Origin of the sequence: Amphritea atlantica (genome assembly GCF_018860855.1) — a bacterium.
Classification (GTDB): Bacteria; Pseudomonadota; Gammaproteobacteria; order Pseudomonadales; family Balneatricaceae; genus Amphritea; species Amphritea atlantica_A.
Genome location: NZ_JAHKQE010000004.1, coordinates 37,625 through 51,242 on the forward strand (window position 1 = coordinate 37,625; position 13,618 = coordinate 51,242).

The 13,618-nt window shown below is 45.9% G+C and carries 10 protein-coding genes; 5 read left to right on the top strand and 5 right to left on the bottom strand.

Annotation, left to right across the window (positions count from 1 at the left end):
* Nucleotides 1-77: 77 nt before the first annotated feature.
* The 5 genes from KO512_RS01145 to KO512_RS01165 form a co-directional block, all read right to left on the bottom strand.
* Nucleotides 78-1,535, bottom strand: coding sequence for an APC family permease (locus KO512_RS01145; protein WP_215950497.1), 1,458 nt, complete (start codon nucleotides 1,533-1,535; stop codon nucleotides 78-80).
* 26 nt (nucleotides 1,536-1,561) lie between these two features.
* Entirely contained in the window at nucleotides 1,562-3,283 is a 1,722-nt protein-coding gene (dauA, locus tag KO512_RS01150) for a C4-dicarboxylic acid transporter DauA (protein ID WP_215950498.1), read from the bottom strand.
* A 136-nt stretch (nucleotides 3,284-3,419) separates the two neighbouring features.
* Nucleotides 3,420-4,589 carry an iron-containing alcohol dehydrogenase gene (locus KO512_RS01155; protein ID WP_215950499.1) on the bottom strand — a complete coding sequence of 390 codons (1,170 nt, stop codon included), beginning with the start codon at nucleotides 4,587-4,589 and terminating at the stop codon, nucleotides 3,420-3,422.
* A 137-nt stretch (nucleotides 4,590-4,726) separates the two neighbouring features.
* On the bottom strand, nucleotides 4,727-6,112 hold the full coding sequence (locus KO512_RS01160; RefSeq protein WP_215950500.1) for an aldehyde dehydrogenase family protein: 1,386 nt from the start codon (nucleotides 6,110-6,112) through the stop codon (nucleotides 4,727-4,729).
* Nucleotides 6,113-6,176: 64 nt separating this feature from the next.
* Nucleotides 6,177-7,040 carry a type 1 glutamine amidotransferase gene (locus KO512_RS01165; protein WP_215950501.1) on the bottom strand — a complete coding sequence of 288 codons (864 nt, stop codon included), beginning with the start codon at nucleotides 7,038-7,040 and terminating at the stop codon, nucleotides 6,177-6,179.
* Between the two features lie 386 nt (nucleotides 7,041-7,426).
* Between KO512_RS01165 and KO512_RS01170 the strand changes: the two genes are divergently transcribed.
* From KO512_RS01170 to KO512_RS01190, 5 genes are all read left to right on the top strand, one after another.
* Nucleotides 7,427-8,566, top strand: a complete 1,140-nt coding sequence (locus KO512_RS01170; protein WP_215950502.1) for an extracellular solute-binding protein — start codon at nucleotides 7,427-7,429, stop codon at nucleotides 8,564-8,566.
* A gap of 381 nt (nucleotides 8,567-8,947) precedes the next feature.
* Nucleotides 8,948-10,033 (top strand): ABC transporter ATP-binding protein, encoded by a 1,086-nt coding sequence (locus KO512_RS01175; RefSeq protein ID WP_215950503.1) that lies wholly within the window; start codon nucleotides 8,948-8,950, stop codon nucleotides 10,031-10,033.
* Nucleotides 10,026-11,039 (top strand): ABC transporter permease, encoded by a 1,014-nt coding sequence (locus KO512_RS01180; protein ID WP_215950504.1) that lies wholly within the window; start codon nucleotides 10,026-10,028, stop codon nucleotides 11,037-11,039. The genes KO512_RS01175 and KO512_RS01180 overlap by 8 nt, the downstream gene beginning before the upstream one ends.
* Entirely contained in the window at nucleotides 11,036-11,926 is an 891-nt protein-coding gene (locus KO512_RS01185) for an ABC transporter permease (protein WP_252734723.1), read from the top strand. Before KO512_RS01180 ends, KO512_RS01185 begins: the two co-directional genes overlap by 4 nt.
* A 240-nt stretch (nucleotides 11,927-12,166) precedes the next feature.
* The gene (locus KO512_RS01190; protein WP_215950505.1) at nucleotides 12,167-13,453 is read left to right on the top strand and encodes an NAD(P)/FAD-dependent oxidoreductase; all 1,287 of its coding nucleotides are present in this window, start codon (nucleotides 12,167-12,169) and stop codon (nucleotides 13,451-13,453) included.
* Nucleotides 13,454-13,618 lie beyond the last annotated feature (165 nt).

Genomic DNA, 13,618 nt, shown 5'->3' on the forward strand with positions numbered 1-13,618 from the left:
ATGTATTCTGTGGTCAGAATCAATACAGATAAAACGAGGCCAGCACTTGTCGTTCAAGCGCTGGCCCATCGGTCATATTACCGAGCTAACACAGCCTCTTTTTCTTCTTCCTGAGAGAGTGTGTGGTTTGAATTAATCTCAGCGTCTAGGATCGCTTTCACTTCACTTTCACTGTGTTGTGCAGAGGTCATGACATAGAGCAGTATTCCAAAAAGAACCCAACCGACAACAATAGCCCATTCAGGAGGCGTCAACGCTGCAGGGCTACCCGGTAGGTACAACGCGCCAATTCCTGCAGATAAAACAATAGCAGACCAGCCAACCAATCTACCCATCGGAGCTCGGAAAGGACGTTTCATTTCAGGTGCTTTTTTCCTCAAAATAAGAAAGCTTAAGGCAACCAGCGCATAGGCGACGATGATGCCAAGCCCGCCAGCGTCAACCAGCCAAACCATGGATTTTCGGCCCATTAATGGTGCTAATGTGCTGATAATTCCAATTAAGATGATGGCATTCACTGGGGTGTTATAAACAGGGTGTAGTTTGGCCAGGAAAGAGGGAAGCATGCGGGCACGTGCCATAGCATAAATAGCTCGGCTACCACCGACATAGAATGCATTCCAGCTAGTCACAATTCCGCCTAGGCCGGCCAGAACAATCAGTTTTCCACCCCATGTAGCACCCACGAGAGCAGACATTGCATCAGCTACCGGAAGGCTTGAATTCTTTAACTCTTCAGTGTCGAGTGCGACAGCGACCGACAGTGTGATAAAAGCGTACCAGCATGTAGCGATAATCACGGATACGATGAGAATTTTACCTATCTCTTTATAGGGGAGATCGATCTCTTCAGCGGCCTGTGGAATAACGTCAAAACCGATAAACATCAGTGGTACCATGACGATGACACCCATAATGCCTTTATAACCTTCGGTAAATAATGGATCAGCTTTGGCGGTATCGCCTTCGAGTAGTGCACCTGACATTAGCATCGCACCGGCGATTAAAATAAGAATAGTGACCACTTTTTGAAATAGTGCGGCACTCTTTACTCCGCGGTAGTTTATCCACATCATCACGATTGAACCGATAATGCCGACGAGAACCCAAGTGGCGTATACATCCCATCCGGCAACGGTATATAAGTAGCCGACTTTATAATGGGGGAAGATATATTCCAGCACCGTAGGCAATGCAACGGCTTCAAATGCAATCACTGATATGTATCCGAGTAACATTGCCCAAGTACATATGAAAGACCATTTAACGCCCATGGCACGATAGCTATAAACATGCTCGCCACCGGTAATCGGCATGGCGGAAGCAAGCTCTGCATAGGTCAAACCGATAAGAATGACCGCGATGCCCCCGATTATAAAAGCACTAAAAGCACCTAATGCACCGGCAGAAAGTACCCAGTTGCCAGCCAAAGCGACCCAGCCCCAGCCGATCATGGCACCAAAGGCGAGTGCCATAACGTCTTGTCGACCCAGCACGCGTTTAAGCGAACCTGAGCTTTTCTTAGATGAATTCATAATGTCTCCAGTTAAGTTATTGTAATTTATGTGGCTATATTAAGATTGAATTTTTCTAGACTGCTTTCCAAGGAGGGCTCAAACAGTAACCAGTGCTGTTTTGGGGAAATACCGGCTAGTTCTAAAGCTTTACTTGGTTGAGGTTGTAAGTCGGCGAGTATGAGACGAATATCGCGATGACGCATTTCCTGGATTACCGCTTCAAGGCAAGTGATACCGGTCGCATCGATGATAGGCACCGCCTCGAGATAAAAAATGATGGTGTCCAGTTTGCGATCCATCATCAGTACGTTTTGTAGCGTTCTTTCCGCGCCAGCAAAGAATAAGGGGCCTGAAAATTTCAACACACAGACATTCTCTGGCAGCTCATAGGGCAGGTTTTGGCTCTTCTGTTTTAATTCCCGTACCTCTACGGTTGTGTCCATTCTGCGGATGAAAATCAGAGCACCTAACACAACACCAATCCCCACGGCCGCCACCATATTGACGGTTACAGTCAACAATAAGGTGATGAGTAACAGAGCTTTGTCCCCTCTGGACGATATTCTTAATAAGCGTAGTAGGTGTGGCAGTTCGCTCATGTTCCAAGCGATCATCAGTAATAATGCGGAGAGTGCTGCCATCGGTAAATATGACAAGAACGGGGCTAGGTACAGAATGCCCAGTAGTACCACTGCGGCATGTATAACAGCAGATAATGGAGAGCAAGCCCCCGCTTTATAATTGGCAACGGTTCGTGCTATAGCGGCGGTGGCGGTAATGCCGCCAAAAAATGGGGCGATGATATTGCCTAATCCCTGACCAACCAATTCACTGTTTGCATGATGGCGATGGCCGCTCATTCCGTCAGAGATAACAGCGCACAGCAGAGATTCAATGGCGCCCAGTAGGGCGATAGCAAGTGCGGGTATAAATAATTGCTGCAATAACGATAAGCTGAGTATGAGTGGCTTGCCGTCAGGGCCGGGTAAATCCCAAGGAAATAGAAAGGAGGGGGCTAAAGGCGGGATTCCGGGTAAGGTTTGTCCTTGATCTTGATAGCTGAATAATGTGCCTATCGTGGCAATGTCATTGCCGTTACTACTTAGCCATTGTGCGACGGTAGCGCCTGCCGCTAGGGCAAAAAGATGCCCCGGGATACGTAAGGGTAAGCGGGGCCAGATGATTAATACTGCTAGGGTGGTTAACCCTATTAATAGATCACTACTGTTGTAGCTTGGCAGTGCCTGCCAGAGTGTAATGACTTTATCGATATATCCTGCAGGCATATTTTCGATATTTAGGCCGGCAAAATCTTTTATCTGTAAGGTGGCTATAACGATGGCGATACCCGCCGTAAAGCCGATAACAACGGGGGCGGGAATAAATTCGATCAATTTTCCCATCCGCGCAAGGCCCATCAGCAACATCATCATGCCCGCCATGATTGTTGCTATCAATAAGCCTGCAATGCCAAATTGCTGTGTAACCGGGTAAAGAATGACCACAAATGCTGCGGTTGGTCCGGAAACACTAAGACGGCTACCGCCGGTTAAAGCAATAACCAAGCCTGCGATCACGCAAGTATAGAGTCCATATTGGGGTGGCACACCACTGGCAATTGCCAGCGCCATTGCGAGAGGAATCGCTATGATACCGACAGTCATACCAGCGACTAGATCCCGGCGTAAATGGGACACGCTATAGTCGGCTGCAATTGACTGACGCAAACCAGCTGCAAACGGTATTTGTAAAAGCCAGTTCAGCATAGAAAACTCCTAAGCTTGATGTAATAAAAGCGGGTAAAAACATTATTGCTATGCTTGGCTGCGCCTCCCAGGAACGCTCTTGCAGGTAGAGCAGAATGCAGCTCTTGAATATGGGAGGGGCAGCCAGAACGGTGCTTTATAAATCTCCTCTTATTGCGGCAGTAAAGATGGCGCTATATTGATCGGCAGTGAAAGGAATAGGGTTACCTCCGGCGCTCGGGTCTTCACTGGCCATTTGACCTACTTTAACGGCATCGTAGCTATTGATACCAATTTCCGATAAAGAGTGTGGAATGCCTAGACGTTTGCGCATTTCAAGCACCCAATTAAGGAAGCCATTAAATGAGGCGTCCTCTAATCCCATGTAGCGGGCACATCGTTCGATTCGTTCATCAATAGCATGACGATTTGCTTTGAGTACATATGGCATCAGGATAGCATTTAGCATTCCGTGATGAGCGTCGTATAGTGCGCCTAGTGGATGAGCTAAGGCATGCATGCCGCCTAGCCCTTTTTGAAACGCGGTGGCGCCCATTGCTGAGGCAACAATCATTTGCATACGTGCTTCAACATCATGACCGTCGCTGGTGGCGCGTGGTAGATATTCCTGTACCAGTCGAATACCTTCGATTGCGATGCCTTCAGCCATTGGATGATAAAAAGGTGAGCAGAGTGCTTCTAGGTTATGTGACAAAGCGTCCATACCGGTCGCTGCCGTGATATTAGAGGGTAATCCTACGGTCAGTTGTGGATCGAGAATGACGACTGACGGTAACATCTTAGGGTGGAATATAATCCGTTTGATGTGATTTTCATCATCGGTAATGACCGATGCCCGGCCCACTTCAGAACCCGTACCTGCGGTGGTGGGCACGGCGACAATAGGTGCAACGCCTTCCTCTTTTACATGAGTCCAATTATCGCCGACATCTTCAAAGCTCCACAGAGGTAAATCTTGGCCTACCATGAGGGCTACTGCTTTAGCTGCATCCAGTCCGGAACCACCGCCAAAAGCAATGACGCCATCATGGTTACCCTTTTTATAAGCGTCAACACCATCCATAACATTCTGTCCGGTTGGGTTGCCTTTAATGTTGCTGAATACTTCGCAGCGCAAATCAGCATTGCGGCAGCTTGATACTGCATCAGCGACCATCGGCAGTGCGGCTAGGCCCGGATCCGTAATTAGTAACGGTGCTTTCATGCCTAGGTCTTTACAGACGTCAGCGAGTTCAGCAATACGTCCGGCTCCGGCACGGATACTGTTTGGATAGTTCCAGTTACCATTCAGGTTTGTATATGTCATTTTTATGCTCCAAAAGTTTGGCTGTGTTAGCAGCCCCGCTTACTCATTCTTGTTATGCCGGAGTCAGGCACTCCGATTCTGGTTTGCAGATATTTATTAGGCGAAAACCTCTCGCCTAATAAACCATCGTGTGCTGTTTAGTTTTTAATATGAAAGGACTTTGGTCGGGTCAGTGACTCGAAGCCTAACTTGGACAAAGTACAGCCGCGGCCGGAGTTTTTGATTCCCGTCCAGGCGAGGGCGGGATCAAGATAATCACAGCGGTTAATGAAAAAAGTACCGGTTTCTACTTGTTCGCCCAGCTCTGTTGCATAAGCAACATCTCGGGTGAAAATTGATGCTGTGAGACCGAATTCAGAGTCATTCATCAAAGCAATAGCTTCTTCGTCACTACTGACTTTCTGAATCCCAACGACTGGGCCGAAGGATTCTTCTGTCATGAGGCGCATATCATGATTGACGTTAGTGAGTATTTGCGGCGCAAGGTACGCCGTGCCAGGCTGATCCATCTCGAAAGTATCGGGTGAGATTTGTGCAATCGCTCCTTTTTCAACCGCATCCGCGATCTGCTCTCGTACGAAGTCAGCAGCGGCGGCACGCACCACCGGACCCAACGTAGTGTCAGGATCATCCGAGCGGCCCAGCTTGTACTGTTTGACTAACGCGACGGCTTTAGCCACAAAGTCATCATAAATAGATGCATCGACGTAGATGCGTTCGATACCGCAGCAAGACTGTCCTGAGTTAAAGAAGGCGCCATCAATAGTCGTTTCTACCGCGTAATCAAGATTCGCATCGGCACGAACATAGGCTGGATCTTTTCCGCCAAGCTCAAGGCCGACGCCAATAAAGCGTCCAGCAGCAGCCTGTTCCACCATGGCTCCACCAGGCACGGAACCTGTAAATGCAACGTAGTTAACTTCTTCTGCTTGAATCACACTCTCTGTATCAGCATGACTAATATGTAGGTATTGGAAAACACCTTCCGGTAAGCCCGCAGCAACAAAAGCTTCGGCAATACGCTCGGCGCAGAGTGGGGTTTGAGCTGAATGTTTCAGCACGACGGTGTTGCCTGCCAGAATCGCTGGCATGATGGCGTTGATCGCGGTCAGGTATGGATAATTCCAAGGGGCAATAACAAATACTACGCCGAGTGCTTCACGTTTTATGTAGCGCTTAAATCCGGCTTTTTCAGGTACGGTCACCGGCTGCAGTGCTTCTTCTGCCACCTCTATCATATAGCGTGCGCGTTCTTCGAAGCCACCGACTTCGCCTGCGGCATAACGGATGGGTCGGCCCATCATCCAGCAAAGTTCTTCACCGATTTGTTCTTTATTGCTGACAAATGCATCGACAGCTTTGCTGCAAATCGCTTGTCGCTCAGCTAATGACACTTTTTTCCAAGCCTTTTGGGCCTGTTGCGCTCGTTGCAGGGCTGAGCGTATTTGCGTTTGATCGGCGTATTCACGTTCAACATAAACTGATCCGTCGATAGGAGATAGGGTACGTAGTTTGTGGCTCATATTCATATTCTCATTACTCGTATTGAGTCAGGTTTTTATTGTCGAGTTGTCGTTTGAATTAGCATCAACGGTTTGATTGCAAGCGTGGCAAGACAAGCTCGGTAATCCAGTTACGAACTTCTGTCTGGCGAACTTCTTCAAAGGTTAGGTCTGTGCTGATACCTAAGCGCCATGCGATATCTTTACGTTCGGGATGGGTATAAAGCGTTTCTAAATCTTCGACAAAGAGCTCTGCATCTTGAAGTGAATTAAAGAAACCAAGGTCGGTAAGACGTTCACGCCGGGCATAACACAGGCGGGCAAGTTCATGCAGGTTATATTCAGGGTGGTATTGAGTGGCCCAGAAGGTCCCCTTTTTATGGACCACGCTGACCGCTTGTACACGGGTGTAATCATTTCCCGCGAGGATCTGTGCGCCAGATGGAAGGTGGGTGATTTCATCATAATGACTGATAAATCCGTCAAACACTGTTTTCTTGTCGCGATATAACGGATGACCACGGCCTGCTTCTGTGAGGCATATATTTCGAGCAATACCAAACTCTATGCCATCGGGATGGGCTGCACACTTGCCTCCTGCCGCTGTTACAGCCACCTGAGCTGCCCAGCAACTTCCGAATTGAGGAATACCCGCAGCATATGCCAATTGGGCTAGCTCAATTTGACGGGTCACTTGGGGTATATCGTCATAAATGGTTAAGTTTGAGCCCGTCCAAGCGATACCATCGTAGGTGTTAAGTTGATCGATACTTGGCAGTTCATTTTCTAAATCGGCAATATACAGAATTTCAGTGTTTGCTCCTTCTGCAACATGCTTTAGTAGCTGACTGTAGAGTTGTGATGCATTAGATGCCCCGTATTGGCCAAGCTCTTCGCGAGCTGTTTTCGGGTAGGCCTCTACGACCAGAAAGGAAGGTTTGTTAGTCATGGGTCATCTCCTAATTTTTTGCCGCAGTCGTTTTATGATCAAAGCCCGATATCGAAACTCGGGTTTAAGTTCAGCAAAGTCTAAGAGACAAGTGGTATGTGTTTTATAGCCATTTGAATCAATCTTATAAGTCCGATTTTAAATGGTTTGCTTTCGCCTCTATTTTGGTTGAGAGCAATAGTCTTAAGCATAATGGACTTATTAAAGTGAATTAAATGGACCTTAAATAAGGCCAGAGGAGCGATTAGTTTTAAGTGGAGCTGTTTTGCAGTGGTGAATAATTAAACCTTCAAATTTAGATGCGTTCTCGATAGGTGTTATTTCACCTGTTATTGGGAAGCTCTTTATGCCGATGTGATTAAACCTAGTCTTTTGGAGAAAACGTTATGGCTAAAGATCAAAAATTAAATGTAGCTCGACGGTCCTTTATTAAGAAAAGTGCAGCCATGGGCGTGGCCGCCTCTGTTGCACCTTGGATTATTAGTCGGGATGCTTTGGCTTCATCTGGTGAGTTAAAAATTATGAACTGGGCGGGTTACCTGCCTGATGAAGTAAAAGAGCAGTTTGAAAAAGATACCGGAATACAGGTTAAATTCACTCAGTTTGGTTCTAATCAAGAACTGATCAATAAAATGAAAGCGACCCGGGGACGGGGTTTCGATATTGTCGGGCCGACCTCCAATATGATGCCGCAATGGCGTGATCTTGAGTTGTTAAAACCTTGGGATATGAGCCGGATACCAACGGACAAAATTCTTGCTCCGATGTTAAAAACATCTATGGAGCACGGTGGTTGGAATGATGAATACCATCATCTGCCATACCTTTGGGGCACCGAAGCGCTTGCCTGGAATACCGAGAAGTTGAGTCGAGAATATAAAGACCTTAGTTATGGCGATCTATTCTCGCCGGAGGTAAAAGGTTTTGTTATGGGACGCCCACATTCAATGATGCTGGGCGTCGGTTTATATTTGGACTCAACAGGCGTCTTACCATCTAACCGGATGCTGGATGCTTATAAAGATGAAGAAAACATGCGGCGTATATGGGGAGAAATCACTAAATACTGCATCGAGCGTAAAGAGTGGGTTAAACAGTTCTGGGCCGATGCTGATGCGCAAAAAAATGGTTTTACACAGAATGATGTGATGATTGCGCAAACGTGGGATGGACCTGCGATGCAGCTTAAGAGTCAAGGTAAGCCGATCCAGTATATGGCACCTCAAGAAGGGGCACTTACTTGGCTAGATGGGCTAGCAATGCCTGTAGGCGTTCGTAACACCGATGCTGTTTATGCGTTTGTTGAATATCTATATTCAGCAGAAGTTGGCGGGCTATTAGCGAATACTACGGGTTATAACAGCTGTGCTGCCGGGGGAGATCAGTTTGTGACTGATGAAGCTAAGAAAAACTTCCGTGAAGCATATCCTGAAGATGCGTTGGAGCGCTTATGGTGGTGGCCAGCTGAACCTTCTTGGTACGCAGGTATCCGAGCTCAATACCGGGATAAGTTTGTAGCAGCCTGATTTTATCAGTTGTTATGAGGCGGCGAAGCTCTTTCGCTGCTATATCGGTTGGGGGTTAATGCTTCTGGGTTCGCTGTTTTATCGTACATATTACGTATCTAGATAGGCCTATCTATGTGATTACATTTGCTTAGATAAATGTTTATTTTAGATTCAGTGTATCAAGCTTTGATTGTTTCAGGATATTACCGTTTTAGTCCATCTTGGAATATCGGCCTTTAAAAAGGCCGCCTCTATTTATCTGTTTATCATGGCCCTAAATAGGGCCGATATTAACCAGTTGCCCATTTGTAAAGTGCGGTAATCATACATATTTATTTCTATTGTTCTGTGTAGTTGGTTCTGCGCGTAAATTTGGAAAATTAGTGAGAGAATTATCCCATGAGTTCTAATGTTGAATTGGAAAACCTGAATATTCGTTTTGGTGATTTTCACGCGGTTAAAAATATAAATCTCAATATTCGAGATGGTGAGTTTTTTAGTTTTTTAGGACCATCTGGTTGCGGAAAAACGACCATCTTACGGGCTGTTTCAGGGTTTAATGATCCTTCTGATGGTCAGATTCGTATTGGTGGGGAGGATATGCTGGGGTATGGCCCGAATGAGCGGCCAACAGCATTGGTTTTTCAAAACCTAGCGTTGTTTCCTCTGATGAGTGTTGCTGAAAATATTAGTTTCAGCCTGAAGGTGCGGGGGGTAAGTAAAGCGCAAAGACGTAAAAAGGCTGATGAGCTGCTTGATATGATCGCGTTATCAGGCCAAGGAGACAAGTTGCCTAGTGAGCTCTCCGGTGGACAACGTCAGCGAGTCGCTATTGCCCGTGCTTTAGCCGTTGAGCCTAAAGTTTTATTACTTGATGAACCTTTGTCAGCACTGGATCTTAAACTCCGTGAGCATATGCGGGTTGAGTTACGGCGTATTCAACAAAAGGTTGGCATCACCTTTATCTATATCACCCATGATCAGGGTGAAGCGCTGACGATGTCGGATCGAATTGCAGTGATGAGCCATGGTGTTATGCAGCAGGTGGGTACTGCACAAGAGGTTTATGATAATCCGGCAACGCCGTTTGTCGCTTCGTTCGTTGGCGAAAATAATTCTATTTACGGTACCGTTACCCGCCTAGAAAATGGATATGCCCAGATAAAAACTTGCTTTGGTGAGTTGACTGGGCGGAATGAACAGAACCTTGCGGTGGGGGATTTCGCAACACTGTTTATACGACCACAAAACCTCAGTTTGATGGCTGATGAGCCTTTTGAAAATATAATTGAGACGCGGGTTAATGATCAGGTATTCGAGGGTGAGTTCGAACATCTACACCTTGTGGGTGATCGTCGTAATTTGGTGGTCTCACTGGTCAACGATGGGAATATTCCGGCGTTTGAGAAAGGCGCGTTGATTAGTGTCGGGTTTAAGTCTGAGTGTGCCGTCGTATTGCCTGCGGGGGATATGGCCTATGAATAATTATCTACTACCGCTGGCCTCGTTAATCGGCGCAGCCCTTGTTATCGTCTTACTGGTTGTTTACCAACGCAGTTCATTAGCGACAAGCACTGGTTTCGGACGTTTTCTTCGCCGAAATGGGATTGTCGTCTCGTGTTACCTCATTCTAAGTTTGATCGGCTGGCTGTTTTTCATGATCATTCTTCCTCAGCTCTATATGGTTGATTTTTCTTTCAGTCAAAACTTACCCCCGAGCAAAATAGGCGGGCCTGAGGATGTCTATACCACGCAGAATTATGAATACCTGTTATTTGGTCCGCAGGGGGGAGAGGAAAGCTTTAACTGGCTTCATTTGAAAATCTTCTTGCGTACGATTATTGCAGCAGTCGTTGTAACTATTATTGATTTAGCAATTTGTTATCCCGTTGCCTACTACATGGCGCAAGTTGCCAGCTCTGGAAGATTGCGTCTGTTGGCGCTTTGTTTATTGTTACCTTTCTGGGTGAATGAAATTTTACGTGCGTTTGCCTTTAGGATTTTGTTTGGTAGCGGTGGGGTGATGAATTCGGTACTGATGTGGTTGGGTTTGACTGACCAGCCTGTTGACTTCATTCGTGCTGATGTTGCGCTATATTCCGGCTTATCCTATGCCTATCTTCTGCTGATGATTTTCCCTTTATATAACGCTATCGAAAGCTTGGATCATAATCAGATTGAGGCTGCGAAGGATTTGGGCTGTTCTTGGTGGCGAGTGCATTTTGAGGTTGTTATGCCTTTTGCTAAACCTGGAATCGCTTCTGGTTCGACGATGGTATTCATGCTTTCCTGCGGTGCTTTAGCTGCGCCACAGATTCTTGGAGGCCCAAGTAGTCTTTGGTTTACGCAGATAATCTATCAGTGGTTTAACACCGGGGGTAATTGGCCACAAGGAGCCGCTTATGCCTTTGTATTGCTATTGGTTTGCATCATTTTTGTAATGGCCGTGATGAAGCTTTTCAAAGTGAGCTTTGGGGAGATTGTAAAATGACTAGTGTTACACAAATCGCACAGCCCAGCGGTAAAGCTAAAGTGGGTTTTCAGCTGAAGTCGACACATATACGACAGTTTATGATGGCTTTTTATCTGCTGTTGTTTTTCGCTTACTTGTTTGGTCCGTTATTGATGATGAGTGCTACGGCGTTTAACGATAATGCTTATCCGCAGGTAACGCCTTGGGGCGGATTCACATTAAAGTGGTTTAAGGAGCTGCTGAATGATGGGTTTATGATCGAGGGCTTTATCAACAGTTTGATCATTGGTGTTGGTGTTATCTGTATGTCGATACCTTTTGGCTTGGCGGGTGCATTGATGTTAAACCAAGTACATCACCGTGTACGGGGCATTTATTATGTCATCGTGTTGTCTCCGATCTTAACCCCAGGTCTGATTATTGGTATTTCGACATTAGTGTTTTGGGACTGGATGGGAATGATGTTGGATGCTGACTTTGAAAGCCCTTTTTATAATGGCATCTGGCTAACCATTCTGGGGCAGGCCACTTTTATAAGCTCGTACACGATGTTGATATTTCTGGCTAGATTACAGCGTTTTGATACAACACTAGAGGAGGCCGCCCTAGACTTAGGCGCAACGAGAAATCAGGTGTTTTGGCAGATACTCGTCCCATATCTTAAACCTGCGTTGATCTCTGCAGCGGTATTGGCTTTCCTAACATCGTTCGAAAACTACAATACGACCGTGTTTACTATTCAGGCTGAAAGTACCTTAACAACGGTGCTAGCGGCAAAAGTGAGGCTAGGTATTACACCTGCCGTCAGTGCCTTGGCCGTGTTGATCATTGGTTTGACATTGATCGGCGCTACAGTGCATGAAGTGCTTAGACGTCGTGAAAAAAAGATGGTGAATGTCACTTAGTTTAAAAAGAGACGAACTTAATCCGTATGTACTCATGGCTATTTTTTGTCGGATATTAAACGATGCTGTTTGGTTGTTTAATGATGGTTGGTAGTCATGAGCTATTTTCAAACTCATTTATTGCTAATAATGTTTTGGCTTGAATATTAAGCTTCGTTATTTGTCTGTTTAGGTTTTTTAGTTTGTTCAGATTAAGGTTTTAGTTAGAGCCTTAACCTGAACTAATTTAAAGGGTCTATTATGAAAAATATTGTCATTGTTGGAGGGGGCGCTGGTGGACTAGAGTTGGCGACCCGATTGGGTCATAAATATGGTAAAAACAAGCAAGCTAATATTATTCTGATAGATCGTAATAGAACACATATTTGGAAACCATTACTGCACGAGGTTGCAACAGGCTCACTTGATATTAACTCGGATGGTGTCGTGTATCGGGCACATTCTCACGCGCACTATTACCAATTCCAAATTGGAACCATGATCGACTTAGATTCTCAGAATAAACGGATAACTTTATCTGCGTTGCTTGATGATGAGGGTAAGGAAGTCTTGCCGGAAAGGACACAGTCCTTCGATATCCTTGTGCTCGCTGTGGGGAGTGTTAGCAATGATTTCGGTACTCAGGGTGTTTCTGAGAATTGCTTTTTTCTTGACTCGAATAAGCAAGCTGAACGTTTTCATCAAGCACTCATAAACCATTTTATGCGTATTAACCAGCAGTCCTCTAAGGGTGAGCTACGATTGGCTATTGTGGGAGGAGGGGCCACAGGCGTTGAGTTGGCCGCTGAGCTTTATCATGTTGCTAGTTTGATCAATATCTACGGGATGCCGGATATGTCAGCAAAACGGCTTAAAATTGACTTGATCGAAGGTGGCCCCCGTATATTGCAAGCTTTGCCAGAGCGTATAGCTGTTAAGGCTAAGCAAGAGCTAGTTAAGTTGGGTGTGAGTATTCATGAAAATGTACGAGTCACTCAGGTCGATGAGAAAGCCGTGATTGCTGATGACCTGCGTATAGGCGCCGATCTGATTGTATGGGCCGCGGGTGTTAAAGCGCCCAGTTTTATTCAAGATATAGACCTTTTTGAAACGAACCGAAGTGGTCAGATTGTCGTCAAACCGACGTTACAGAGCACTGTTGATGATAGCATTTATGTCATTGGTGATTGTTGCGCATGTCAACAAAAAAATGGATCTTGGGTGCCTCCTCGGGCACAGTCTGCGCATCAAATGGCTGGTTTAGTCTATAGAAATATTATCCAAAATAGACAGGGAGAACCATTGAGTGAGTACGTTTACAAAGACCACGGATCACTGGTTAATCTGAGTAAATACAGTACCGTTGGGAGCTTAATGGGTAACTTATCTAAGGGCTCTATGTTTGTTGAAGGGCGAATTGCGAGGTTCGTTTATATCTCACTTTATCGCATGCATCAGGTGGCCATCCATGGTTTGCTTAAAGCTTCGACAGTCATGCTGGCTCAAAAAATTGGAGGCGCTGTAAAACCGAAAATAAAACTTCATTGAGCATGATTAGTAGCCTTTTTTTAAAAAAGGCTACTTTTCTGTCAACGGTTAGGGAGTTTATTGCCTCCGGTCAGGTGGAACAAATTTATTGTGTCACGTATAAGTCGGTCAGAGTGGGGTAAGTCCGCCTGCATTCAGGGGAATCATTATGCAGACGGTGGGATT

Excerpts from the sequence above, each read along its gene's own strand:
- KO512_RS01190 (WP_215950505.1), top strand. The coding sequence starts at position 12,167 with ATGAAAAATATTGTCATTGTTGGAGGGGGCGCTGGTGGACTAGAGTTG.
- dauA (WP_215950498.1), bottom strand. The coding sequence starts at position 3,283 with ATGCTGAACTGGCTTTTACAAATACCGTTTGCAGCTGGTTTGCGTCAG.
- KO512_RS01145 (WP_215950497.1), bottom strand. The coding sequence starts at position 1,535 with ATGAATTCATCTAAGAAAAGCTCAGGTTCGCTTAAACGCGTGCTGGGT.
- KO512_RS01165 (WP_215950501.1), bottom strand. The coding sequence starts at position 7,040 with ATGACTAACAAACCTTCCTTTCTGGTCGTAGAGGCCTACCCGAAAACA.
- KO512_RS01160 (WP_215950500.1), bottom strand. The coding sequence starts at position 6,112 with ATGAGCCACAAACTACGTACCCTATCTCCTATCGACGGATCAGTTTAT.
- KO512_RS01180 (WP_215950504.1), top strand. The coding sequence starts at position 10,026 with ATGAATAATTATCTACTACCGCTGGCCTCGTTAATCGGCGCAGCCCTT.
- KO512_RS01170 (WP_215950502.1), top strand. The coding sequence starts at position 7,427 with ATGGCTAAAGATCAAAAATTAAATGTAGCTCGACGGTCCTTTATTAAG.
- KO512_RS01175 (WP_215950503.1), top strand. The coding sequence starts at position 8,948 with ATGAGTTCTAATGTTGAATTGGAAAACCTGAATATTCGTTTTGGTGAT.
- KO512_RS01155 (WP_215950499.1), bottom strand. The coding sequence starts at position 4,589 with ATGACATATACAAACCTGAATGGTAACTGGAACTATCCAAACAGTATC.
- KO512_RS01185 (WP_252734723.1), top strand. The coding sequence starts at position 11,036 with ATGACTAGTGTTACACAAATCGCACAGCCCAGCGGTAAAGCTAAAGTG.